Source organism: Brevibacterium sp. NPDC056726, assembly GCF_042790515.1.
GTDB lineage: Bacteria > Actinomycetota > Actinomycetes > Actinomycetales > Brevibacteriaceae > Brevibacterium > Brevibacterium sanguinis.
In genome coordinates, this window is record NZ_JBHTYZ010000001.1 from 628,581 (window position 1) to 653,027 (window position 24,447).

A 24,447-nucleotide genomic window follows, 5' to 3' on the forward strand; every position below is an offset into this window, starting at 1 on the left:
GGGAACTGCGAGGGGTCAGGCGTCTCCTCCGGTGATGGCGTAGGCCTCATCGACTGGGGATTCGTCGATGTGACCGTCGATCCGGCGCAGGGCCTTCCATCCGAAGGCGAGGACGAGGATCGAGAGCACGACTGCCGCAGCACCGAAGAGGTAGGGGGCGCCGGCCCCCACCGACTCGGAGACCCCACCGGCGACGATCGGGGCGACCGCACCGCCGAGGAAGCGCACACCCGAGTACGAGCCCGAGGCGACGGGTCGCGGCAGATCGCTGACCTCCATCGCCGATTCCGTGAACACCGTGTTGAGCACACCGAGGATGAGCCCGGCGACGATGACGCAGATGATGAGCCCGATGAACGACTCGGCGAGGAACGACATGACGACGAGGAGGACGGCGAGCACGACGAGAGCGGTGATGAGGCTCTTGCGCCGCCGCAGGCGGTGCGTGAGCAGGGGTGCGCCGAACACCGAGGTGATCGCCAGGCAGATGCCCCACCCGAAGAACACGTATCCGAGGCCCATGGCCCCGAAGTTCTCGATGCCGGCCGCCGCAGCGGCAGCTTCGACCGGGAATGGGCTGTAGGCGAGCAGGATGAAGAAGCCGAAGTTGTAGAGCAGGGCGGCGACGGCGACGACGCCGACACCGGGGTGGGCGAGCGCACGGAAGGTCGCGCTCAGGCTGACCGGTTCGGCGGAGGTCCGCAGCGCCTGCCCACCGGTCTTCGAGTTCGGCAGCAGAACGAGGATGGCGATGAAGCCGATGGCCATGAGCACTGCGGTGCCGAAGAACGGTCCGCGCCAGGAGATTCCGCCGAGGACGCCGCCGAGCAGCGGGCCGGTGGCGATGCCGACGCCGAGCGCGGCCTCGTAGAGGATGATCGCCTTGTCCGCACCGCCCGCGGCGGCCCCGACGACGGTGGCCAGGGCGGTGGAGATGAAGAGCGCGTTGCCCAGACCCCATCCGGCGCGGAAGCCGATGATCTGATCGACGCTGCCGGAGAGCCCGGCGAGCGCGGAGAACGCGACGATGAGGACGAGTCCGATGAGCAGAGTCGTCTTGGCACCGATGCGCGAGGAGATGAAGCTCGTGAAGAACATCATGCCGCCGGTGATGAAGAGGTAGCTCGTGAAGAGCAGCATCGACTGCGCCGGGCTGGCGTCGAGTTCACGTGAGATGGCGGGAAGGATCGGGTCGACGAGGCCGATGCCCATGAACGCGATGATGCACGCGAACACCACCGCCCATACTGCTTTCGGTTGGCGCAGGATGGACCCCTGCTTCGCTTCGTCCTGTGTGGTGTCTCCGTCTGCTGCTCTCATCTCTGCGACCGTGTGTCCTTTCCGTTGGTGCTGTCGGTATCGGGGGCTGGGGATCCGTCGGGGGCGTCGTCGCTGTCGACGGGGTGCTCGTTGTGCAGGTAGTCGCCGACGAGCAGGAGTGCCCGGTGCACGCTGAGCCTGTCCTCCGGAGTGAGGGCCTGAAAGTAGGGCACCATCTGGTCGATCATGATCTCGCGGTTGACCGCGAGCCGGGACCGACCGGCATCCGTGAGCGAGAACTGCGACGCCCGGCGATCGGTGGGACTCGCCTCTCTGACGACGAGCCCGTCGTCCTCGAGCCGAGCGAGGAGCTTCGTCGCCGCCGGCTGCGAGCTGAGGTAGCCCTGCGCGAAGTGACCGACGCGCACCGGCTGATACTGCTCGACGACGGCGAGGGCACGCAGGGTGACGAGCTCACTCTCATTGCCGATGAGCCTCCTGAACGCCCTGGTCAGGCGCAGGGAGACGACGACGAGGCCTTTGACGAGCTCGTCCGGATCCACATCTTCCATAACTCATGTATATACCTGGGTTATATAACTGCGCAAACGCGTCCCACGGTTGCGACCCATTCCGTTGCCGCTCAGCTGGCCAGGTCCACGTGACGGACGCCATAGGACCACCGGTCGGCGGCGTGCTAGCCTGATCCCAACATGTTCCGGGGACGGTGAAATTCCGTGCCGGCGGTGACAGTCCGCGACCCGAACGCGTCGAACGCGATCGGCTGACTCGGTGAGATTCCGAGACCGACAGTAAGAGTCTGGATGGGAGGAACATGGCGGCCGCGGTCGTCGTGTCAGCGCCGGCAGGCGCACCAGGCAGACGCCCGCGAACCGCGATGGCTGCACCCGCACGCTCCTCCCTCCCGGCATCGGCTCGGGAGGTTTTCTCATGGGCGCACCCGCCCACGATCACGCGGCGATGTCCGCCGCACTCACCGCTGCCCGCGACGGTCGCCGAGGCGCGAACCCCCTGGTGGGTGCCGCCATCCGCGCCGCTGACGGGCAGATCGTCACCGGCCGCCACCTCGGCGCCGGTACCCCGCACGCCGAAGTCGACGCGATCACCACAGCCCATCGTCACGGCATCGATCTCACCACTTCGACGCTGTTCGTCACGCTCGAACCGTGCGCGCACACCGGTCGGACGGGGCCGTGCACGCAGGCGATCCTCGACGCCGGCATCCCCGACGTCGTCTTCGCCCTCCCCGACACGACCGAACCCGCCGGGGGCGGCGGGGCCCTCCTCGCCGAGGCGGGGGTCAGGGTCCGCTCGGGCCTCGGCAGCGAGGAATCGGCCGACCTCAACGCCCGCTGGCGAGCGGCGACGGCGCAGGGGCGTCCGTTCGTCACGGCGAAGCTCGCCCAGAGCCTCGACGGGAAGGCCGCCGCCGCGGATCGCACGAGCCGGTGGATCACCTCGGCGGCCTCCCGCATCCATTCGCACAGTCTGCGCACCGAGGTCGACGCGATCCTCGTCGGCACCGGCACGGCGGCCGACGACGATCCGCGGCTGAGCGCCCGCGACGAGGACGGGGAGCTCCTCGACCCGCAGCCGATCCCCGTCGTCATGGGCCTGCGCGACCTCGCACCCGACTCAGCGCTGGCGACCAACCCCGCCACCATCCACGTGCGCACCCGCGAGGTCGACGTCGTGCTCGCCGAGCTCGCCGCCCGCGGGATCCGGCACCTCCTCATCGAGGGCGGGCCGCAGGTGCTCGGTGCCTTCTTCTCCGCCGGCGTCGTCGACGAGGTGTACTGCTATCAGGCCCCGCTCATCCTCGGTGAGGGCCTGCCGAGCATCCGCGGTCTCGACATCCCCACCCTCGCCGAGGCGGTCGGCCTCATCCCCGACGACACCGCGGTCCCGGCGGTGTCCGTGCTCGGGCCCGACGTCCTTCTCCACTTCACGACGAGCAGCCCATGAGCGCCCCGCTCGTCGTCCACCACCCGCTTCGACCACAGGAGGAACCCGTGTTCACCGGAATCATCGAGGGCATCGGCACCGTCGTCGACCTCACCACGCACGAGGACTCGGCCGTCCTCACCATCGCCGCCGGTGACGTCGTCGCCGATCTGCCGCCGGGCGGATCACTCGCCGTCAACGGCGTGTGCCTGACCTCGGTCGTCGAGCCGGCCACCGAGAGCGGGGTCGGCTCAGCCGGGGGCGACGTAGTGCCCGGGGAGCCCGCCGCCGCAGGACAGGGCACTTTCGTCGCCGAGGTGATGGGTGAGACCCTGCGACTGACCGGGCTCGGGTCGCTGACTCCCGGCGACCCGGTCAACCTGGAGCGCTGCACCCCGGCGGCCGGTCGCTTCGACGGGCACATCGTCCAGGGCCATGTCGACGGCCTCGGCGAAGTCATCGCCCGCACCGACCACGCCGAGTGGACGACCCTGCGCATCGGCATCCCCGTCCACCTCGCACCGCTGACGGCGGTCAAGGGCTCGATCGCGCTCAACGGCGTCTCCCTCACTCTCACGGCGGTCTCCGAGGCCGTCCCGTCGGCGGCCGCAGCCCCTGAGGGATCGGTCGCCGAGGGCACCGCGCTTGCCTGGGTCGAGGTCGGTCTCATCCCGGCGACGCTGACGCACACGACGTTCGGCGGCCTCCGCGTCGGCGACCCCGTCAACGTCGAGGTCGACGTCATCGCGAAGTACACCGCGAGGCTCCTCGCCTTCGCCGCCCCTGCCGCCTCGGCGTCGTCCATGACCATTCCCACCCCTGTCACCACCCCTGCACCACAAGGAGCCGATCATGACTGAGACCGTTTCACCGCTCGGCGAGTCCACCGCCGGACTCGACACGATCTCCCGCGCGATCGCCGAGATCGCCGCGGGCCGCCCGATCGTCGTCGTCGATGACGAGGACCGCGAGAACGAAGGCGACCTCATCATCGCCGCGGAGTTCGCCGACGCCGCGACGATGGGCTTCATCGTCCGGCACAGCTCGGGCGTCGTCTGCGCTCCGATGTCGGCCGCGCGGGCGGCCGCGCTCGACCTGCCGCCGATGGTCGCCGCGAACGAGGACCCCAAGGGCACGGCGTACACGATCAGCTGCGACGCCGTCGGAGTGACGACGGGCATCAGCGCGGCCGAACGTGCGCTGACCGGCCGGGTGCTCGCCGCCGAGACCCCCGACCCGGCCGCGATCACCCGCCCCGGTCATGTCTTCCCGCTCGTGGCGAAGGACGGCGGAGTCCGTGAGCGGCCCGGCCACACCGAAGCCGGCGTCGAGTTCGCGCGCCTCGCCGGGGCCCGTCCGGTGTCGATGATCGCCGAGGTGGTCCACGACGACGGCTCGATGATGCGCTTCGACGCCCTGCGCGAGTTCGCCGATGCGCACGGCCTCGTCATGGTCTCGATCGAACAGCTCATCGCCTACCTCGACGAGGATGGTGAGGGCGCCGATGGTCCTGCTGCCGCGGCGGCCGCGGTCGGAACTGCGGGCCTCGGGCCGGTCGGACCCGAAACGACAGCGGAGGCCTCCCAAGAGGTGCCGCTGCCGACGCGCTACGGCCGTTTCACGGCGCGGGCGTTCACCGTCGACGGGCTCGACCACCTCGGCGTCTACACCGGACTCGACAACGACGACCCCGCAGGTGCATCGGAGAGCCCCGCTCCCCTCGTGCGCGTCCATTCGGAGTGCCTGACCGGGGATGTCTTCGGGTCGCATCGCTGCGACTGCGGCGAGCAGCTCGATCGGGCGCTGCAGACGATCGCCGAGGACGGCGGGGCGGTCATCTACCTCACCGGGCACGAGGGCCGCGGGATCGGACTGCGCAACAAGATCCGCGCCTACTCCCTCCAGGACTCGGGGCTCGACACCGTCGATGCGAACCTCGAACTGGGGCTCAGCGACGACGCCCGCGACTACCGGGCGGCCGCGGCGATCCTCACCGAGATGGGGCTGACGCGGATCCGTCTGCTGACGAACAATCCGGCGAAGACGCAGGCGCTGGCCGACCTCGGGATCACCGTCGAGGAGGTCGTGCCGCTCGAGATCCCGGCGCGGCCGGAGAACTCGAAGTACCTCGAGACGAAGCGCACCCGCATGCACCACACGCTCCACCTCGCGTGCTGAGCGCCCCCGCACCGGCACCGCGCCGGCGTCGGCTGAGCAGCCGACCGCCGAACGACCACTGACCCGGCTCACGACCAGCCGAGTCATCACCGGCCCGACTCACGACATTTCGACCCACCATTGACCAACTCACCACCAGCCGGTTCACCACCGGCCCGACTCCCGACTTTTCGACTCACAACTTTTCGACCCACCACATCGAGAACCACCACTGAGGAGCATCACTCATGGCACATCACGGAGCACCCGACATCACCCTCGACGCCACCGGCCTCAACGTCGCGATCGTCGCGGCGTCCTGGCACACGGAGGTCATGGACGGGCTCGTCGCCGGCGCCGAGCGCGCGGCCGCGGAGGCACACGCGACGACGACGCTCATCCGCGTCCCCGGCAGCTTCGAACTGCCCGTCGCCGCCGCACGCGTCATCGAGAGCTTCGATGCCGTCGTCGCCCTCGGCGTCGTCATCCGCGGCGGCACCCCGCACTTCGACTACGTGTGCTCGGCGGCGACCGATGGGTTGAACCGGGTCGCCCTCGACTCCCGCAAGCCCGTCGGCTTCGGGGTGCTCACCTGCGACAACGACGAACAGGCCAGGGACCGCTCGGGCCTTGAGGGCTCTCGCGAGGACAAAGGCCACGAAGCGATGACCGCGGCCCTGGCAACCGCCTCGGCGCTGGCGGACTTCCCAGTCTGACGCGGCGCACCCCGCGGCACACCGCACCTCTGTCGCACCACCCTCGGAGCAGCGCACCACCCCCGCAGGTCGCGAAAGGCACCCCCAGCGAAAAATCGAGGACGCAGAGTGTCGAAATCCGAATCGGAAATCGACACTCTGCGTCCTCGACTCTGCCGGTCCGCCGCCAGAACGCCGCCGCCGGAACGCCGTCGCCGCCGCTGCTGCCGGCACCGCGCGGTCTCACCGACCGCTGGCGCCTCCGGTCGTCAGAACAGCTGTCGGACGTTCGTGCGTGCGAGGTCGATGAGTTCGTCGCCCTTGCCCGAGAGCACCGTGCGGATGGCGTAGAGTGCGAAGCCCTTCGCCTGCTCGGCGGTGATCGACGGCGGCATCGAGAGCTCCTGGCGTTCGGTCGTGACGTCGAGGACCGCAGCTCCGTCGTGGTTGAGGAACTCGGTGACGACCGAGGGGAGGTCCTTCGACTTCTCGACGCGGAATCCCTTGATGCCGACCGCCTCGGCGATGGTGGCGAAGTTGGGGTTCTCCAGGTCGGTGCCGAAGGTGACGAACCCGGCCGCCTTCATCTCGAGTTCGACGAAGTTGAGCGAGGAGTTGTTGTAGACGACGACCTTGACGGGCAGGTCGTTCTGGGTGAGCGTGATGAGCTCGCCGAGCAGCATCGCCAGGCCGCCGTCGCCGGCCAGCGCGATGACCTGACGCCCCGGGTAGGCGGCCTGCGCACCGACGCTCTGGGACAGGGCGTTGGCCATCGACCCGTGGCTGAAGGAGCCGATGAGGCGGCGCTTGCCGTTCATCGTCAGATACCGGGCCGCCCACACGACGGGCGAGCCGACGTCGGGGATGAACACCGCGTCGTCGGTGGCCGCCTCGTCGAGGAGCTTCGTCAGATACTGCGGATGGATGGTCCGCTTCGACGGCGTGGCGAGTTCGTCGAGGTCCTTGCGGGTCTTCGCGTAGTGCTTCGTCGCCGTCTTGAGGAACGAGCTGCTGCGGCCCGTCCTGATCAGCGGCAGCAGGGCATTGACGGTGTCGGCGACGGTGCCCGTGAGCGCGATGTCGACCTTCGTCCGCTTGCCGATCTGCGACCCGCGCACATCGACCTGGATGACGGTCGCCTCGTCGGGGTAGAACTGCTGGTAGGGCAGGTCGGTGCCGAGCATGAGCAGCGTGTCACACGACTTCAGGGCATGGTAGCCGGAGGAGAAGCCGAGCAGACCGGTCATGCCGACGTCGTAGGGGTTGTCGTACTCGACGAACTCCTTGCCGCGCATCGTGTGGACGATCGGCGCTTGGAGGGCGTCGGCGATCGCGAGGAGCTCGGGGTGGGCGCCCTCGGTGCCGGCACCGGCGAGGATCGCCACCTTCTTGCTCTGGTTGAGGGCGGCGGCCGCGTCCTCGATGAGCGGTTCGGCCGGGGTGACGTGCGAGGGGAAGAACCTGATCTCCTCGGCTGCGGCGTCGATGTCGGCGAGGCCGACGTCGCCGGGGATGACGAGCACGGCGACGCCGCGCTTCTCGATGGCCTCTCGCATCGCGATGCGCAGCAGGCGCGGCATCTGCGAGGGGTGGGCGACGTGTTCGGCGTAGACGCTGCACTCGCGGAAGATCTCCGTCGGGTGGGTCTCCTGGAAGTAGTTCGAGCCGATCTCCTCGCTCGGGATGTGCGCGGCGATCGCGAGGACCGGGACGCGGGAGCGCTGAGCGTCGTAGAGACCGTTGATGAGGTGGAGGTTGCCGGGACCGCAGCTGCCGGCGCAGACGGCGAGCTCTCCGGTCAGGGCGGCTTCGCCGCTGGCGGCGAACGCGGCGCCCTCCTCGTGGCGGACATGGACCCATTCGAGTTCGGGATTGACGCGCAGAGCGTCGGTGAATCCGTTGAGCGAGTCACCGGGGATTCCGTAGACGCGCTTGACCCCACTCGCGACGAGCGTGTCGACGATGTTTCTGGCGACGGTGGGCATGGTGCTCCTTCCGTGGAAACACGAGCACCGGAGCTCTGGCATCTGCCCCGGTGCGAGGCGTGGACTGCTGGTGTCAGTCTAGACCGGGGCCGCAGCCGCGGAACTGTGAGTGTGGCGACAGGATCGGTTGTGCGTCACATGCGGTGAGGAGGCTTGTCGGCCGCATGCGATCGTCGAGCGAGTCACTGGGCTGCTGCCGCCCTGCGGGCCTCCGGCTATGTGTAAAGCGAGTTTCCATGTCAGTGGAACGTGTAAAAGTTTCGGCGATTTTTCTACACGTCACCCGGTCGCGGTCGCTGGCCGGTCCGGCACCTCACATATCGCTCCTGCCCCATCCCGAACAGAACGTCAGACAGTTCGGGGCATGGCACCGCGACGCACGCTCACGTCCGCGCCGACAGGCCGGTGGCGGCGGTGAGGACTGCCGCCATGGCGATGGCCATGATCGAATATCCGCCGAGGAGGTCGGCCAGAGCCGGGCCCGCGACGGGGGCGAGCGCCGTGCCCACGGTGATCGGGGCGACGAAGACGCCGTTGATGGCCCCGAAGTTCGCCGTGCCCCACCGGTCGGAGACCGCCGTCGCCTGGAAGAGCGTCATGCAGCCGCGGATGCCGCCGGTGATCATCGCGATGCCGATGATGAGCCAGAGCGGTCCGGGCACGAGTGCGAGCAGCCACAGGCCCACTGCCCCGGCGGCGAAGAGGAGTACCGTGCGGGAACGTGCGCTCGTGTGCCGTTCGATGCTCGGATATCCGAAGCGGCCGGCGACCTGTCCGAAGCCGACGAGACCGAGCGCGATCGCCGCGAGACCGTAGGCGGCGCCGCGTTCGATGAGGACGGGAATGATGTTGATCGTCACCGCGAAGAGGGTGAACGTCGCCAGCGCCACGGCTGACTGCAGGATGATGAAGCGCGGGCTGCGGGTGACCGTGCGGATCTCGGAACGGGAGGGGCGCTGGTACCGCGCGGCCGCGTCGTCGGTCCACCGTGCGTTGAGGAAGATGAGCTGGACGGGCAGGGCGATGACGACGAGGATGCCCGCGAGGACGACGTAGGTCGGCCGCCACCCGAAGGCGCCGATGAGCCAGGCGATGATCGGCGCGAACACGGTCGAGGCGAGACCTCCGACGAGCGTGAGCATCGTCAGCGGTTTGACGCGCTGCGCGCCGTACCAGCGGGTGACGACCGCGAACGCCGGCGGGTAGAGCGTCGTCGCCTGGGCGAAGCCCGCGAGCGCCCACGCCAGGTAGAACACCGGCAGATTCGGTGACACCGCGACGAGCAGGAGTGCCACGACGCCGATGCCCGTGCCGGTCGCCATGATCGTCCGCGGTCCGTGCGCGTCGAGGAGCCGTCCCACGCGCACCCCGGCGGCCGCCGAGACGATGAGGCCGATCGTCAACGCACCCGTCACCGTCGTCTCGCTCCACCCGGTGTCTGCGGCGATCGGGGTGACCGCAACGGGCAGCGAGTAGTAGAGGAGTCCCCAGCAGACGAGTTCGGCGATGCAGAGCCCGACCAGGCCGCCCCGAGGTCTGTCCGTCACACCTCCCTCACGCTTCTCTGCCGCCGAAGCTCGCCGGGTCGACCGGGCGATCCCTGCGCGGCATCTTCGCGACGACGAGGCAGTACGACTCGAGGACGAGATCGTGGAGGAGGTCCTCATCGAGAGCGGCCCGCGCCGAGGTGGTCCCCGGGTCGGTCCCGACTCCCCCGTCGGCGCCGTCGCCGGTCCCGACTCCCCTGTCACCGCCGTCGCTGTCGATTCCGTCGGCGCCGTCGATTCCGTCGGCGCCGCAGACGGTGATCCAATGCCGTTTGTTCATGTGATAACCGGGCGTGATCTCGGCGTAGGCGTCGCGCAGCACCTCACCGTCGAGCGGGTCGATCTTGAGGTTCATGCTCGGCACTCCGCGCAGCTCGTACTGCATCATGAACATCCTGCCGCGGACCTTGAACACCGCGTACTCGGGTCCGAAGGGGTGCTCGATGACGACGGACGGATACTGCACCGCCTGGTCGTGGGCGAGTCGAAGCACGGTCACCGAGTCCATGCGTGGATGCTAGCAAAGGGCACAGACATCAACGGTGCGGCGACCGCAGATCGGATGGTGCCCACATCCGGTATAGCAGCGACAGGCTGGTCGAGCACCGATTCCCGCTGCACCGCCACTGAGCCGCCTCGAATCGCCCTACGCGGCAGCGCCCCACCGCCGAATCAGCGCAGCGCTGCGTCGACGGCGGCGAGCGCTGCGTCCCAGGGGATCCGCTCCTGCTCGAGTCGCACATCCCCTTCGCTGCGCAGTCGGTCGAGCGCCCGCTGTTCCGACCCGGTGAGGCCGAGCAGGCTCCCGCGGTGCGGCGTCGGCTCCCGCACCCACAGATCGCGGTGGGCCAGCAGCGTGTCCTCGTCCATGAGCAGCGATTCCACCGCGGGGAGATGCGCCCGCAGGCGGTTGAGTATTGCGAATCCGTGCGAGTCGAGATCGCCCCAGTAGGCGACCCTCGCCGAGGCGGCCCATCGCAACCGTGCGACGACCCCGACCGTGTAGCCGGATCCGTGGATCGCAACGGTGCCCGGGCGATCGGGCAGCGCGAGCACCGATTCGAGGTTCTCCACGATGAGCACGGTCCGCGGTTGCAGGTTCAGCCGGGCCAGCTGGTCGACCGGTGCGGCGAGGTCGCGCAGCGGACCGAACGCCATCGCCGGGTCGAGGAGGCGCAGGCGGACATTCGCCTCGGCGTCGAGGATGTCGAGCCCGCCCGGGGCACCAGCCAGCGAGAGCAGCGCGCGGACGAGTCCCCGGTGCGTACCGAACCACTTCGAATCGACGCCGCGGATCGGCAGCTGCCGGGGGCGCATCGTGCCGAGCGGATTCTCCGCAAGCCAGCTGACGACATCGATGACCTGGGCGAACTCGTCGTCACCGAGGTCGAGGAGCCGCTTGGCCAGTGATCTCACGACCGCCGTGAACTCCCCCGCAGACGCCGTGAACCCAGACGGATTCCCCGCGCCTCGGTCCGCCACCACACCAGCCGCCGCGACCCGGTCCTGCCCCGCCGTCGTCTCGGCATCCCCAGTCGCAGGATCGCCGTCGACGCTCGGACCAGTGGAGTGCGCGGTCGTCTGCGGCCAGCGCTGTCGGATCTCGCGCACTCGCGCCGAGAGCCGCCGCCAGTCACGCTCTGCACTTCCGCCGACGAACACCGCGACATCCTCCGGCGTCGGGAACCGCGCCCGCACCGGCACGTCCTGCCTGCCCACGGACTTCCACGCGCGCGACTGCCAGTCGAGGTCGAGAGAGTGATCGGTCGCGGCGGCCCGCCACGACCGCACCCACGCTTCGGCACCGGCGAGGTCGCCCATGACCTCCTTCTCGGTCGGTGGTTTGAGCCCGAGCTCGAACGCCGGTGAGCCGACCTCCGCCTCGGCGGGGCGGACACCAAGGGCGCCGTCGGCCTCGGCGAGGACCGCCTGCTCCCCCGCCCACTGGCCCATCCGGGTGCGCAGGCGCTTCTCGGCGAGCCGGCGCGCCTCGGCGACATCGATCATGGCCTCACCCTACCGAGTGCTGTCCGCACCTCATCGCGCGCGGCTCTCCCCTATCGGCTGCCGTCCCCGGTCGAGATGGCCTCGGCTGTCGAGACGGATTCCGCTGCCGCGACCGTCTCCGCAGCCTCACCGGCCTCCGGGCTCACAACCGGTTCCACCGTCGCACCCGGTTCCACCGTCGCACCGGACTCGACGAGGACAGGGTCGCCCGCCCCCGCCTCGGCGCCGGAATCACCACCACCAGAAACATCCTTCCCCGCAGCCCCGTCACCAGCCCCGTCCCCGTCGGTCTCCCAGACCATGTTCGCGACGACGGACTTCGCGCGGGTGGGATTGTCGATCGCGGCGGCGGCGCCGACGTAGGGCTCGATCGTCTGGAGGAGCTTCTGCGGGGTGGCGAGCACCATGTGGAAGCCGAACTCGACGAAGATGTTGAGCGCCATCCGCGTGTAGCGCGAATCCGCCTTGTCGAAGGCCTCGTCGAGGATGATCGTGCCGTACTTCGCGACCGGTTCGTCGGGGTCGGCGAGCTGGTAGCGCAGGGCCGCGGCGAGGCAGAAGACGACGAGCTTCTGCTGCTGCCCGCCCGACATCGCCGCCCCGGAATCGTACGTCGCCTGTGGAGTGCCGTCGCGGTCGAGCTCCTCGGCGAGGAACGTCACGTGCAGACGCGTGTCGAGGCACTGGGTGCGCCACACGCGGTCGATGTGCTCGCTCGAGGCGAACCGGCGCATGATGTCGGCGAGCAGCTCGTACTTCATCTCCGCCGTCTCGAGGTCCTCATCGCCCCAGCTGCCCTCGGAGATCGTCGCGAGATCGCGCATGAACGCCTTGACCGTCTCACTCCGCCGGGTCTTGACGCGCAGGTGGAGGAAGCGATCCGTGTCGAACTCCGACCGCTGCAGCGAGGCGTTGACCGGGTCGACGCGGTCCTGGATCTCCCGCGGCGCCCCGAGGATCTCCCCGCGCAGCTCGCCGATGAGGTCCCGCGAGCGCTTCCGCAGCAGGTCGAGGAACCGTCCTTCGTGTTCGGGCAGGCCGTGGGCCTGGATCTCGGCAAGCATGTCGAGGAAGCCCTGCCGGTCCTCGACGTCGGAGGTGAGGTTCGCCGAGGCGGACGGCCAGGCCGCTTGGAACTGCGCTGCCAGCCGGGTGACGTCCTGCCCGGCTGCGGTCGCACGGTCCGCGGCGGCGTCCCGTTCGTCCTGCAGCCGGGTCATGACGGCCTGTCCGACGTCGCCGAGGATGTCGCGGGTGATCTTGCGCCTGACCGCCCGGAACCGCTCGTCGAGTGCCGTGCCCACGGCCGCCGACACCTCCGGGTACTCGCCGGCGGCGATCGCCTCCCGCAGGGCCTCGGCCGCAGCGGCGAGGCCGTCGCGGGTGGCGCGGGCGGTGCGCAGCCGGAAGCTCACGTCGTCGGCGCGGGTGCGCGCGTCGTCGAGGGCGGTCTCCGCCTCGTCGCGGGCGCGGTTGGCGGCCTGGAGGTCGCTGTCGCCGGCCATGAGCTCGTCGAGGCGCGCCTGGAGGGTGTCGATCTCCTTCTGCGCCCCGTCGGCGTCGACGTCGCGCCATGTCTGCCGGCGGACTCCGGCGAGGAGGCCCCGGCGTTCGTTCGCCTTCGCAACGTCCGCCTCGGCGGTCTCGACGATCGTGCGCACGGCCTGCAGGTCCGCCTCGGCGGCCTTGAGTTCGTCGATGAGGGCTTCGAGCTTCGCATCCCGGTCCCCGAGCACCCACTGCGAACGGTCGTCGATGCGGCGCCGGTCGTCCTTCTCGTACCGGGTCCGGGAGGTTTTGATCTGCCCGTTGATCGTCACGGCCTTGACGTGGTCGTCCATCTCGGACAGGTGATCGACGCATGCGTAGTCGTAGCGCTCCGACAGTGCCCAGCTCACCCACTCGCCGACCCCGGTCTCCGCCACCCGCACCCGGTTGACCAGGGAGATCGCGCTCTTCGCGGGGCGCGGGGAGGCAGCGGTCTGGGGCACCTCCTCGAACACGAGGCGGGTTGTGATCCGGTGGGAGTCGACCCAGGAGCGGACCGTTCCGAGGTGGTCGGAGCGGACGAGGAGCGTGAGCGCGAACGGTCGGAGCACGCGTTCGATCGCCCCCGTCCACGCGGCGTGCTCGGGTTTGACCTCGATGAGCTCGGCACCGAAGGGCAGGGCGGATTCGGGCAGGCCGACCGCCTCGGCGAGCATCGTGCGCACCTCGAGGAGGTGCCCGGGCACGGTGGTGCCGCTGCGGCGCAGGGCGGTGATCGCGGCTTCGGCGGCGGCGACGCGGGCGCGGGCCTTCGAGAACCGGTCGTGGTCGGCGTGGCTCGGGCCCGCCGGGGACTCTGAGCCGTCGAGGATGCGTGCGATCTCGGCCTGGAGTTCGGCGAACTCGGCGGCGGTCGTCGGGGCGTCGTCGATGCCCGCTTCGCTCAGCTGCGTGCGCAGGGACTCCCAGCGGTTCTTCGCGGTCCGGCGGGTCTCCTCCCCGGCGCGGATCTTCTCGTGGAGGAACGCGGTCTCCGACCCGCCGAGTTCGAGGGCGGCGCGCTCGGCCCGTTTGAGGTCGTCGGCGGCGGCGCGCAGGGTGCGGTCGGCGTCGTCGGCTTCGGCGTCGAGGGTGGCGATGCGCTCGTCGAGGGTCGAGCGCTCGGCGTCGAGGAGGTCGAGCTCCCGGCGCTTCTGGAACGGAATGACGCTTGCGGCGAGTTCGCGCACTTCGGCGACGGCGGCGTGCGCGGTGTCGTACCTCGTCGCCGCGTCACGCAGTTCGAGGAGGTGATCGCGCTGGTGACGGAGCTGGACGACGTGTTCGTGGGCGTCCTTGAGGTCGCCGAACTCGTCGACGGCGGTGTCGGCGAGGGCGAAGGTCGCCGGGGGTTCGAGCATGTGCTCGCGGAAGAGCTGGTCGAGGCTGTCGAGGTGCTTGGCCGACTGCGTCTTGTGGAGGAGTTGCAGCGCGGATTCGTGTTCGATGTCGAAGAGTGAGCGCATCCGGGCGTAGAACCGGCCGTGGGCGCCGTTCGAGGTGATGACGGCGTCGGGGTGGGCGGCCTTGAGCGCCCGGGTCTGGATCCCGCCGAGCGCGTATTCCTGCAGGTCAGCTAGGTCGATGCCGGAGCGGTCGAGGAGGCAGAGGTCGGAGACGTCGGAGTTCTTCGTCCCGCTGCCCTTGACGAAGAACAGGCGGGCGAGGGTCACCGGCGGGTCGATCTCGTTCTCGAAGCGCAGGACGATGCCGCTCCACGTCGCGTGCGGGCGCAGGTAGCGGCTGACGACGCGGTCCTCCTCGGCGTCGGTCATCCGCGTCCACGCCCCGCGGACGTAGCTGATGATGCTCCGCTGCTCGGTCCGGGCGCCCGCGGTCTGGGCGGCGACGTTGAAGCGCAGCCATTTGTCGGGTGTGAGCACCGAGGCGATCGCGTCGAGCAGCGACGACTTCCCCGAACCGGAGGGTCCGGTGATGAGCTGGCCCTGCCGGGAGACGGGGATCGTGTGGATCTCCCCGTCGAAGGTGCCCCAGTTCGCGAGCTGGATCCGGCTGAGCCGCCACTGCCCCGACAGCGCGGCGGTGACCTCGGCGTCGGGTTCGGGGACGCCGTCGAAGACGGAGCCGCGGGCGTCCTCGGGCAGGATCGAGAGGAGGTCGGTCTCGGTCATTCCGCGTCCTCCTCGGTGGTGGTGTGGTCTGGGCTGTCGGGGTCAGGGGCGTCCGGATCGGGGGTATCGGAGTCAGGCCCATCCTCGCCGAGGCTGTCCCCGGTTCCGATGCCACCGGCAGGATCGTCGACCTCGGCGTTGTCGCCGTCCTCTCCGGCGGCGATGCGCTGGTACGTGGCGGTGAGTTCGCGGACGCGGTCCTCGTCGATGAGGAAACGGACCATCGGGGAGATCTCGAAGCGCTCGTCGCCGACCTTGTGGAGGACGCGCAGGCGGTTCGACATCCGCGCCCACGCGCCGTTGAGGTTGCGGAGAAACGTCGATTCGTCGCCGGTGCGGTAGATCATCAGGGAGTCGTAGACCTCGTCCTTGCCGACGATGACGCGGCGTTCGCCGGGGGCGGCGAGGAGGAGCTGGCGGAGGACGAGGAGCATCGCGGTGTCGATGAAGGTGAGCCGTTCGCTGCGGACCGCGCTGGGGACGTCGATCTCCTCGGTGACGACCTTGCGGGTGAACGCGAATTCGTCGACGGGGTCGATGACGAGGTCGAGGAAGAGTTCGTGGAGGCGTGAGCGCACGCTCGTCTCGTCGGCGATGAGGGCGGCCCACAGGCCGGGGTTCTGGGCGCCGGAGACGTAGGGGCCCTTGAGGAGTTCGAGGAGGACGCGGCGGGTGCGTTCGTGGAGGACACCGGTGTCACCGGACCACAGACCGGTCCCGGCGGGCCGGTCCTCGAGCGGCTGCTCGTCGGGATCGAGATCAGCAGGAGGCAGATCGTCCTGACGCAGATCGTCCTGGCTCAAACGGGGATCTCCTTCGTGAAGAGGCGGCGGTGGGTGGCCGCGCGGCGGGGCACACCGTCGGTGCCGGTCCAGGTGAGCACGTCGGCGGTGGTGGGGTCGACGGTGCCGTGGGTGGTGGCGAGCGAGAGCAGCCCGACGACGCTCGCCAGGCCCTGGCTGGCCGGGAAGCGTTCGAGCACCTCGGCGACGGTGATGTCGGCGGCACCGGCCAGGGCGGTGTTGACGTTGTCGGTGAGTTCGGTGAAGTCGATCTCGGATTCGCGGGCGACGCGGATGAGCTCGCCGAGGTCGACGGTCGATTCGCCGGCGGCGCTCAGGGCGACGCCGGCGTCGAATTCGTCGGGGTCGTGCAGCGTGACCTCGCCGAGCGAGGCGATCGGTACGGTCGAGAGGTCCAGGGCGACCCCAGAGTCCGCATAGGGTTTGCGCTGCTGGGCGGCGGGCACCGCCTCGGCGAGCGCGTCCTGGAGGAGGGTGCGCATGACGCGGTCGCGCTGGAACTCGTGGGAGTGGACGTAGCGGCGCAGGCCGCGGGCGAAGTCGGACAGCGCGCTGTGGACTTCGCGGCTGCCGTCCTTCATGTCGCGCATGAGTCCGCGCAGGGTGCGTCGGGTGGCCAGCGGCAGGGAGCGGGCGAAGTCGCGGTCGAGGATCGCCGAGACGTCGTCGTCGAAGGCCGAGGACTGTTCGGGGTCGCGGACGAGCCCGGAGAACGCGGTGAAGGTGCGGCCCTCGTCGGAGGATTCGATGAGGTCGACGCCGCGGAAGATGTCGTCGAGGACGTGGGTCTGGGCGTCCTCGGAGCTGAGGATGCTCGTGCGCAGGTCGTGGTTGAGCTCTTCGAAGCGGGCTCGGACGCGGGCGAAGTCGGCGGGCAGGCCCTGGGCCTGGCCGAGGATGTCGCTGACCCTCTCACCTGCGCGTCTGCGGTCGAGCGTGGTCGACATCGCGTCGCCGCGGCGGACGCGGGCGATCTCGGCGTCGATGCGGTCGCGTTGGGCTTCGAGGGAGCGCAGGCGCCGTGAGGTGTCGGGGTCGGTGTCGATGGCGAGCTGTCGGACCGCCTGGGCGAGGGCGACGAGGCGGGATTCGGTGGCCGTGCGGGGTGGGGTGCGCAGCTGTTCGAGGATGCGGATCGCATCGAACCCGGCCGCGGAGAGTTCGTAGGTCTCGCCGCGGGCACCGGTGGCGGGGCGGCGGATGATGATGTCGGCCCGGCGCCAGTCGTCGCAGTAGGCCTTCGCCGTGCGGGTGCCGAGGTCGAAGTGGTCGCGCAGCTCCTCGAGGTCGGCGTCGATCGCCTCGTGGACGTCGTCGGTGGACAGACGGCTGCCCGGGCTGCCGAGGAGGTTGCCCAGGGTCGCGGCCATGATCGCGAGGTTGTCGGCCCGCAGCATGCGCAGGGTCGCGTTGTCGTCGATGAGGCGACGGAACGCGAGCGCGGAGGACAGAGCGGACATGGCCTCCATTGTCCCGCGCGGTGCCGGGGCGGGGAAATCGGGGCACGGGCCTCGTTAGACTCGGGGGCATGCCTGAGTCTCCTCATCTGCTCGTCGCCGCGCTCGGCGGCACCATCGCCTCGACCGCTGACGGCAGCGGCGGGGTTGCCCCGGCTCTCAGCGGTGCGGAGATCGCCGCGGCCGCGGGTCTCGATGAGATCTGGCCGGATCTGCGCACGGATTTCACGCAGGTCGCGCAGGTGTCGAGTGCGAACGTCACACTGGAGATGCTCCTCGACGTTGCGCAGCTCGCCCGGGAGACCGAGGCGCACGGCATCGTCCTCACGCAGGGCACAGACACCCTCGAGGAGAGTGCCTTCGCGCTGTCGCTGCTCAATGACTCAGGGGTGCCGATCTCCGTCACCGGGGCGATGCGCAATCCGACCCTGCCAGGCGCCGATGGTCCCGCGAACGTCCGGTCCGCCGCACTGACGGCGCTGTCCCCGCAGGCGCGGCACCTGCCGGTGACGCTCGTGTTCAACGACGAGATCCACGATCCCCGGCATGTCCGCAAGGCGCATGTGTCGTCGACGGCGGCGTTCTCGTCCGGTCCGGTGCTCGGCGCGATCGGGTGGATCAGCGAGGACGTCGTCCGCGTCCCCCATGCCCCGGCCGCGCTCACCTCGCCGTTCGCCCGGCGGGATCGCCCTGAGGCGATCGCCCCGGTCGCGCTCGTCGAGGTGGGGATGGGTGAGCCGGCGGAGACGTTCGCCCACCTCGCCGAGGCGGGGTTCGCCGGCGCGGTCATCGCCGGCGTCGGCGGTGGTCACGTGCCCGAGCTTCTCGTGCCCGCGGTCTCCCGCCTCAGCGCGCAGATGCCCGTCGTCCTCGCCTCCCGACCGGGGGCGGGGGCGAGCCTCACCCGCACGTACGGCTACGTCGGCGGGGAGATCGGTCTGCTCGAGGCCGGTCTCCTGCCCGCGGGCGTCCTCGATGCGAGGAAGGCCCGGATCGCGCTGACCCTGGCACTGAGCTTCGGAGTCGATCCCGCCGAGGTGTTCGCGCAGTTCCGGTGAGGTGCGAAGATGTTCGGCATCCAGCGGGACCGACGACACCGAGCCACCTCTGCGACATCAGTCTTCGTATCCGCCTGCCCAAGTCCAGTTTGAGCCGGTTCAGTCCGACGAACGCCCCTCTTCGGCAACATGTGACCGCAGAGACGTCGCAAGTGAGGGCAGGTATTCCGTGACCACATCGGTGACGATGTCTCGGTCGATACCGAAATACTGGTGAACGAGGATGTTCCGAAAGCCGCGGATCTGAGCCCACGCAACTTCCGGGTGGGCGTCGACGATCTCAGGCGGAAGTCGATTCGCCGCTTCCCCGATGATCTGAAGATTGCGCTCAATGGCGTCCTCTGCCATTTCAGCGAGCTGCTCATCACCACTGGTCAGCGCCTCCAGGTAGCGCTGACTGCGTTCGATGCCCTCAAGGATGTCGGCAACGCGCTGAGCGGCACTTCTGCTCACAACGCCACCGCGTCATCGATGGCCGTTCTCGAAACCGAGCGCCTGAGCAGCTGAACGGGAAAGACGTCGATGTCGTCACGACCGTAAAGTACGCGGGTTTCCTCCATGAGCCCAGATGCGCGCATCAGCAGATTCCCGTCGGCGGGGTCCATATCGACGAGAATGTCGATGTCGCTTCCTTCGACGGCGGTTCCCCGTGCGACTGAACCGAACAGCCTCGGATTCGTCGCAGAGTACTTCGTCAGCAGCTGCTCGAACTCCTCGCGTTTCACGCCGATCAGCTCGCGGAGGGCAAGCGATTCGGGTGTCACGTCGTTCGTCGACATGCACCCAGGTTACCGGGCACGAACGGACTCATCGACGGGGTCGTCCGCCTCGTCCGTCCGTCAGGGCTCGAACCGCGCAGACGATCGGGACCGCTCGCGCCTCCGCCATCAGACGGCCGAGGAGGAGTGGCCCCGGGCCCTTACTCCCGCTCCCCCACCGCGACGACCATCTTGCCGAAGTTGCCGCCGGTGAGGAGTTCGTTGAAGTACTCGGGTGCCCGGTCGAGGCCGGACCGGATGTCCTCGCGGTAGCGGATCCTGCCCTCCTGGATCCACGTGCTCATGTCGTGGAGGAACTGCTCGCCGAGGCGGTCGACGAACTCCGACTGGATGAACCCGCGGAACGTCAGCGACTTCCGGAGGATCGCCCCCATGAGCAGTCCCGTGCGATCGGGGCCCGCCGGGAGCTCGGTGAGGTTGTAGGAGGAAACGAGACCGCACACGGGCACGCGCGCGAACGGGTTGAGCAGCGGCACGACAGCTTCGAGGACCTTTCCGCCGACGTTCTCGAAGTAGACGTCGATGCCCTGGGGCACCGCCTCGGCGAGCTCCTCCTTGAAGTTCGGGGAACGGTGGTCGAGGACGATGTCGAAGCCGAGCTCCTTGAGGTGGTTGACCTTCGCGGGCCCGCCGGCGATGCCCACCGAGGTGGCCCCGACGATCTTCGCGATCTGCCCGACGACCGACCCGACGGGTCCGGTCGCGGCGGCCACGGCCACGGTCTCGCCGGGTTTCGGCATGCCGATCTCGAGCAGACCGGCATAGGCGGTGAACCCGGGCATGCCGAGCACCCCGAGGGCGGTGCTGATCGGCGCGATCTCCGGATCGATCTTCCGCAGCTGCGACGCCGGCTCGATCGAGTACTCCTGCCATCCGCCGTAGCCGAGGACGATGTCACCGGGTTCGAAGTCCGGTGACTGCGACTCGACGACCTCGGAGACCGTCGCCCCGACCATCACCTCGCCGAGCTCGACGGGCTTCGCGTACGACTTCGCATCCGACATCCGTCCGCGCATGTACGGATCGAGCGAGAGATAGAGGGTCCGCAGCAGCACCTGGCCCTCGCCGGGGGACTCGACCGGCACCTCGTCGTGGAGGAAGTTCTCGGCGGTCGGGGCGCCCACGGGGCGCGAGTTGAGGCGGATGCGGTGGTTCGTCGCCATGTCAGTTCAGTCCTCTCATCGGCTGTCCGGTCTCCTGTAACAACCGCTCGGTATCCGCTGATGTTCCCGCTGACCAGGAGAAATTCCGCCCGCCGAGGTGGTCGGTGCCGGCCCGAGCCGGAGCGTGGCCGGGTGCTCGGTCGGTCCGAATCCGGCGAGATCGAGTGCGAGATCGGCCCACCGCGGGTCGAAGGCCCACCGGAACTCCTCGAGGCGGTCGAGGACGAGTGCGCCGTTGGCCCGGACGATGTCCGACCACTGCGGCGGCCAGTACCCGTAGGCGCCCGCCGCGGCGATCTCGTGGACGTCCTTGAACACCGCGCCCCGCGGGTTGAGGCTGCCGTCGGGCAGGTGGAGCGGTTCGCTCGCGACGGGGAACGTGATGTCGAGGATGAGATCGCATGTGAAGACCGCCTCGGCGGTGCGACGGTGAGTCGTCTCGAGATTGACGTACCACTCGACCCGCGGCGGATTCGGGGCACCCTGCTGAGGTGCCGTCGTCTCCGCGGCCGATGGCACCGCGGCGGTCGCCTCGGCGGGTTTGACGAGCACCCACACGGAGAAGGGAACGTTCGGCGGGGCGAGCTTGAGCACGCCGTGACCCTGCCAGCGCGCGGGGATCATGATGCGTTCGGGGGCCTGTCCGCGGGGGCGGAAACGGACGTCGAGCGGGACGTCGTGGGCGCTCATGCCCTCCCAGCCGACGAGACCGGTGTCGACGACCTCGGTGCCGCCGGGCATCCAGAGCACCGCGCCGTTCGGGCCGTCGTCGATGACGCGCATCGGGCGGCGCACCTCGACATGGTCGAGGTCGTAGTCGAAGCGCCGGTACGTCCAGGTCACAGCCTGACCGGGTGTCCAGAACGGAGGTTCGCCGAGGCGCGCGGCCGTGCCGGGGACCGTGATCTCGAACGGGTCGGTGAACTCCATAGCCGCAGTCTAGGGTCGCTCACTGCGCGCATCCTGGGGATGGGATTCGGCCGTCCCCGCATAGTTGTCGGTACCGCAAAGTGTCGGTACCGCACGGTGTCGTCCTCGCATCGTGTCAGTGCCGCACGGTGTCGGTCCCGCGCCGCGTCGGTACCGCACAGTAGGGTGGGGACATGATCGCACCACCCCGCAGCGACGCGGAGATCCCGACCTACGTCGAGGCGCTCGGGCTGCCCGGGCTCGCCGACATCCACGTGCACTTCCTCCCGCAGAACGTCCTCGACAAGGTGTGGTCGTACTTCGACGACGCCGAGGCGAACTACGGAAGGCCGTGGCCGATCCACTACCGCTTCGACACGGACACCCGCCTGCAGATCCTCCGCGAGCTCAGCCTCCACGCGATTCCCGCGCTCACGTACCCGCACCGGCCGGGTATGGCCGCCTGGCTCAACGACTGGAACCGCGACTTCGCCGCCGCCCACCGCGACGTCATCCACTGTGCGACCCTCTTCGCCGAGCCCGAGTCCGCCGACTACGTTCCTGCCGCGCTCGCAGCCGGGGCGCGACTGTTCAAGGTCCACGTCCAGGTCGGCGGGTTCGCCCCCGATGATCGGGTCCTCGATCCCGCGTGGGCGGCGCTGTCCGAGGCGCAGGTGCCCATCGTCATCCACGCCGGATCCGAACCGCTGCCGGGAGCCTTCACCGGCCCCGAGGCGATCGCGCGGGTGCTCGAGCGCTTCCCCGCGCTCAACTTCGTCATCGCCCACATGGGCATGCCCGAATACGAGGCGTTCGCAGATCTCGCCGAGGCCTACAGCGGCGTCCACCTCGACACGACGATGTACGTCTCCGGGTTCTTCTCCTCTCCCGCCGAGGTGACCCCCGCCTTCCGGGAGCGCCTGGTCTCCCTGCAGGACAAGGTCGTCCTCGGCTCGGACTTCCCGAACATCCCGTACCCGTACGCGGATCAGATCTCGGGTCTGGCCGGGCTCGAGCTCGGCGACGAGTGGATGCGCGCGGTGCTCTGGGACAACGGCGCGCGCCTCCTCGGGCTCGCGCAGCGGGTGCCTGGCGAGCCCTGACTCAGCCGTCGCGGTGCACGCGGTCGGCGCGGCCGCCGCGCGGGCCGGGTCAGGCCCGGGACCGCCTCGGCGCGCCGGACGACCTCACCGCGTCGCCAGCCATTCGTCGACGGTCACGGCCGACAGCCTCGGTGCGGGCGGGATGAGTCCGTCACCAGAGCTCGCCCCGGGCACGGGGACGGGGACGACGCGCCGCGGGCGGCGACCGGCGGCGTCGACGCGGGCGATCTTCGCGGCGATCGCGGCGAGATCGCTGATCTCGGGGCCGGCGACCTCGACTGTGCCGCGCTCTCCGGCCTCGATCGCCTCGGCCATCAGCCGGGCGGCTTCGTCGGCGGCCAGCGCCCGCACCCGCATCTTCGGGGTGAAGATGACGCGACCGACGCTCACTGAGGTCGTCTCCGCGAGTTCGTACCACTGAGCGGAGCGGAACATGAGGAGCTGGTCGGCGGGCACGAGCCGGCGGTACACGCGTTCCTGCAGGTCCTTGCCCTGGTAGTAGGCGAAGAGCTTCGACTCGGCGACCTCCGGACGGAACGCGATCGACAGGCACACCATCGCCGCACCGGGGTTCTCGGCGGCGGCCAACGCGATCGAGCGGGCGCTGCGGGAGAAGAAGTCGAGGGCTCGGTGCCGGTTGTTCGTCATGAGATTGACGGCATCGACGAGTACATCGCTGCCGACGGCCGCCTCGGTGACGCCCTCACCGGTGTACGTGTCGACGCCGATCCCGCGATGGGCCGCGATCACCGAGTGCCCCTGCGCCCGCAGGCGTGAGACGAGCCGCGACCCGAACGTGCCGGTGGCTCCGTAGACCGTGACCTGCATGTGCCCGTCCTTCCGCCCCGAGGCGCTCCCGGCCTCGGGCTTCCTCAGCCCAGTTCCGGCTGCCCAGTTCCGGTTGCCCGGTTCCGGCTGTCTAGTTCTGCTCGATCGAGATCGCTCCGGTGTCCGCGGACACCGTGACCGGAATGATCGCCTTGCCCTCGGCATCCGGCGAGTTCTTCGCGGCCTCGTACTTCTCGAGGTCCTTCGCGATGTCGACGCTGCCGTTGTTCGACTTCGCATTGATCCGGTAGAAGAGGTCCTTGACCTCGTCGCCGCCGGATCCCTCGCCGCCGTTCGCAGCCTCGGCGGTCATGTTCTCCTTGACGAGGTCGAGGCGGGGCAGCTGCAGGTCGATCTTGCCCTCTTCCGCATTGAGGCTGATGCCGGCGGTCGGCACCGTCTCGGCGGCGAGCTCGACGTCGATCGCGCCGGTCGTCGTCGTGGCGTCGAGGCGGTCGCGGACCCGCAGATCGGAGCCGTCGACGGTGCCGACCTCGGACTTCGCCTCGATCGTGCCGTACGTGCCCTTGAACTCCGTCTGGCCCCACTCCGTCGACGTCTGCACGCGGTCGAAGGTGCCGTTGAGCTCGATCGATCCGGCGTCGGTGTTCGCCGTGACCTCGTTGAACTCACCGGTGACAGCGACGGTGCCGAGGCCGCCGGCGAAGTCGAGGTTCGTCTCCGGGGACGTCGCGGTCGGCACAGTGAGCACGAGGCGGGCGTTCTCGAACGTCGGCTTGTCGTCGATCGAGATGACGGACTTGCCGTTGATCTCCTCGACCTGCAGCTGCGGGACGTTGTCGCGTGGGCCGGTGCCGGTCAGTGCGACCGTCGGCGCTGGGACATCCTCGGTGCGCACGACGACGGCGGCCCCGGTGTCGAGGTCGAAACGGACATCGGTGGTCCCGACGGGCAGGTCCTCGCTCGACTCGACCTTCGTGTAGTTGAGTCGGGATGCCCCGTACGCGACGCTCGCGACGACGGGGATGAGGAGGGCGATGACGGCCGCGATGATGAGGACGGCGCGCAGACCCGTGCGGGCCGAAGGGCTGACGAGGACGGTGGCTGGCAT

The 24,447-nt window shown here is 69.5% G+C and carries 21 protein-coding genes and 1 riboswitch; of the genes, 6 read left to right on the forward strand and 15 right to left on the reverse strand.

The window, feature by feature from the left end:
* Positions 1-15: 15 nt before the first annotated feature.
* Together ACFQ91_RS02810 and ACFQ91_RS02815 are read right to left on the reverse strand one after the other, a co-directional pair.
* The gene (locus ACFQ91_RS02810; RefSeq protein ID WP_344251123.1) at positions 16-1,320 is read right to left on the reverse strand and encodes an MFS transporter; all 1,305 of its coding nucleotides are present in this window, start codon (positions 1,318-1,320) and stop codon (positions 16-18) included.
* Positions 1,317-1,832: a MarR family transcriptional regulator gene (locus ACFQ91_RS02815; RefSeq protein WP_344251122.1), complete on the reverse strand. Its 516-nt coding sequence runs from the start codon at positions 1,830-1,832 to the stop codon at positions 1,317-1,319. Before ACFQ91_RS02815 ends, ACFQ91_RS02810 begins: the two co-directional genes overlap by 4 nt.
* Before the next feature lie 138 nt (positions 1,833-1,970).
* Positions 1,971-2,100, forward strand: a riboswitch (FMN riboswitch).
* Positions 2,101-2,211: 111 nt separating this feature from the next.
* Between ACFQ91_RS02815 and ribD the strand changes: the two genes are divergently transcribed.
* From ribD to ribH, 4 genes are all read left to right on the forward strand, one after another.
* On the forward strand, positions 2,212-3,246 hold the full coding sequence (gene ribD / locus ACFQ91_RS02820; RefSeq protein WP_344251121.1) for a bifunctional diaminohydroxyphosphoribosylaminopyrimidine deaminase/5-amino-6-(5-phosphoribosylamino)uracil reductase RibD: 1,035 nt from the start codon (positions 2,212-2,214) through the stop codon (positions 3,244-3,246).
* Complete coding sequence (locus tag ACFQ91_RS02825) at positions 3,243-4,085, forward strand: riboflavin synthase (protein WP_344251120.1); 843 nt, start codon at positions 3,243-3,245, stop codon at positions 4,083-4,085. Before ribD ends, ACFQ91_RS02825 begins: the two co-directional genes overlap by 4 nt.
* Positions 4,078-5,403, forward strand: a complete 1,326-nt coding sequence (ribB, locus tag ACFQ91_RS02830) for a 3,4-dihydroxy-2-butanone-4-phosphate synthase (protein ID WP_344251119.1) — start codon at positions 4,078-4,080, stop codon at positions 5,401-5,403. Before ACFQ91_RS02825 ends, ribB begins: the two co-directional genes overlap by 8 nt.
* A 227-nt stretch (positions 5,404-5,630) precedes the next feature.
* Positions 5,631-6,098 (forward strand): 6,7-dimethyl-8-ribityllumazine synthase, encoded by a 468-nt coding sequence (ribH, locus tag ACFQ91_RS02835; RefSeq protein WP_344251118.1) that lies wholly within the window; start codon positions 5,631-5,633, stop codon positions 6,096-6,098.
* 248 nt (positions 6,099-6,346) lie between these two features.
* Here the strand turns inward: ribH and poxB are convergent, their stop codons facing one another.
* The 7 genes from poxB to ACFQ91_RS02870 all read right to left on the reverse strand — a co-directional run bounded on the left by poxB (position 6,347) and on the right by ACFQ91_RS02870 (position 17,538).
* The gene (gene poxB, locus ACFQ91_RS02840) at positions 6,347-8,062 is read right to left on the reverse strand and encodes a ubiquinone-dependent pyruvate dehydrogenase (protein WP_344251117.1); all 1,716 of its coding nucleotides are present in this window, start codon (positions 8,060-8,062) and stop codon (positions 6,347-6,349) included.
* 383 nt (positions 8,063-8,445) lie between these two features.
* On the reverse strand, positions 8,446-9,609 hold the full coding sequence (locus ACFQ91_RS02845; protein WP_344251116.1) for an MFS transporter: 1,164 nt from the start codon (positions 9,607-9,609) through the stop codon (positions 8,446-8,448).
* Positions 9,610-9,616: 7 nt separating this feature from the next.
* Entirely contained in the window at positions 9,617-10,117 is a 501-nt protein-coding gene (locus ACFQ91_RS02850; protein WP_344251115.1) for an MmcQ/YjbR family DNA-binding protein, read from the reverse strand.
* Between the two features lie 164 nt (positions 10,118-10,281).
* Positions 10,282-11,616: a Wadjet anti-phage system protein JetD domain-containing protein gene (locus ACFQ91_RS02855; RefSeq protein WP_344251114.1), complete on the reverse strand. Its 1,335-nt coding sequence runs from the start codon at positions 11,614-11,616 to the stop codon at positions 10,282-10,284.
* Between the two features lie 50 nt (positions 11,617-11,666).
* Positions 11,667-15,275, reverse strand: a complete 3,609-nt coding sequence (locus tag ACFQ91_RS02860; protein WP_376870355.1) for an ATP-binding protein — start codon at positions 15,273-15,275, stop codon at positions 11,667-11,669.
* Entirely contained in the window at positions 15,272-16,078 is an 807-nt protein-coding gene (locus ACFQ91_RS02865) for a DUF4194 domain-containing protein (protein ID WP_376870352.1), read from the reverse strand. Before ACFQ91_RS02865 ends, ACFQ91_RS02860 begins: the two co-directional genes overlap by 4 nt.
* Positions 16,075-17,538 carry a DUF3375 domain-containing protein gene (locus ACFQ91_RS02870; RefSeq protein WP_344251111.1) on the reverse strand — a complete coding sequence of 488 codons (1,464 nt, stop codon included), beginning with the start codon at positions 17,536-17,538 and terminating at the stop codon, positions 16,075-16,077. Before ACFQ91_RS02870 ends, ACFQ91_RS02865 begins: the two co-directional genes overlap by 4 nt.
* A gap of 68 nt (positions 17,539-17,606) precedes the next feature.
* On the opposite strand from ACFQ91_RS02870, the gene ACFQ91_RS02875 reads away from it, so the two are divergent.
* Positions 17,607-18,593 carry an asparaginase gene (locus ACFQ91_RS02875; RefSeq protein WP_344251110.1) on the forward strand — a complete coding sequence of 329 codons (987 nt, stop codon included), beginning with the start codon at positions 17,607-17,609 and terminating at the stop codon, positions 18,591-18,593.
* A gap of 99 nt (positions 18,594-18,692) precedes the next feature.
* On the opposite strand, the gene ACFQ91_RS02880 is transcribed toward ACFQ91_RS02875, so the two are convergent.
* The 4 genes from ACFQ91_RS02880 to ACFQ91_RS02895 form a co-directional block, all read right to left on the reverse strand.
* Positions 18,693-19,046 carry a HepT-like ribonuclease domain-containing protein gene (locus ACFQ91_RS02880; protein WP_344251109.1) on the reverse strand — a complete coding sequence of 118 codons (354 nt, stop codon included), beginning with the start codon at positions 19,044-19,046 and terminating at the stop codon, positions 18,693-18,695.
* Positions 19,043-19,372, reverse strand: coding sequence for a nucleotidyltransferase domain-containing protein (locus tag ACFQ91_RS02885; protein WP_344251108.1), 330 nt, complete (start codon positions 19,370-19,372; stop codon positions 19,043-19,045). Before ACFQ91_RS02885 ends, ACFQ91_RS02880 begins: the two co-directional genes overlap by 4 nt.
* Before the next feature lie 140 nt (positions 19,373-19,512).
* Positions 19,513-20,535, reverse strand: coding sequence for an NADP-dependent oxidoreductase (locus ACFQ91_RS02890; RefSeq protein WP_344251107.1), 1,023 nt, complete (start codon positions 20,533-20,535; stop codon positions 19,513-19,515).
* 15 nt (positions 20,536-20,550) lie between these two features.
* Positions 20,551-21,465 (reverse strand): DUF402 domain-containing protein, encoded by a 915-nt coding sequence (locus ACFQ91_RS02895; protein ID WP_344251106.1) that lies wholly within the window; start codon positions 21,463-21,465, stop codon positions 20,551-20,553.
* Positions 21,466-21,638: 173 nt separating this feature from the next.
* Here ACFQ91_RS02895 and ACFQ91_RS02900 point away from each other — a divergent pair, with 173 nt between their 5' ends.
* A complete protein-coding gene (locus ACFQ91_RS02900; RefSeq protein ID WP_344251105.1) occupies positions 21,639-22,547 on the forward strand; it encodes an amidohydrolase family protein in 909 nt (302 codons plus the stop codon).
* An 84-nt stretch (positions 22,548-22,631) separates the two neighbouring features.
* On the opposite strand, the gene ACFQ91_RS02905 is transcribed toward ACFQ91_RS02900, so the two are convergent.
* Together ACFQ91_RS02905 and ACFQ91_RS02910 are read right to left on the reverse strand one after the other, a co-directional pair.
* Complete coding sequence (locus tag ACFQ91_RS02905) at positions 22,632-23,375, reverse strand: hypothetical protein (RefSeq protein ID WP_344251104.1); 744 nt, start codon at positions 23,373-23,375, stop codon at positions 22,632-22,634.
* Positions 23,376-23,466: 91 nt separating this feature from the next.
* Entirely contained in the window at positions 23,467-24,447 is a 981-nt protein-coding gene (locus tag ACFQ91_RS02910) for a hypothetical protein (RefSeq protein WP_344251103.1), read from the reverse strand.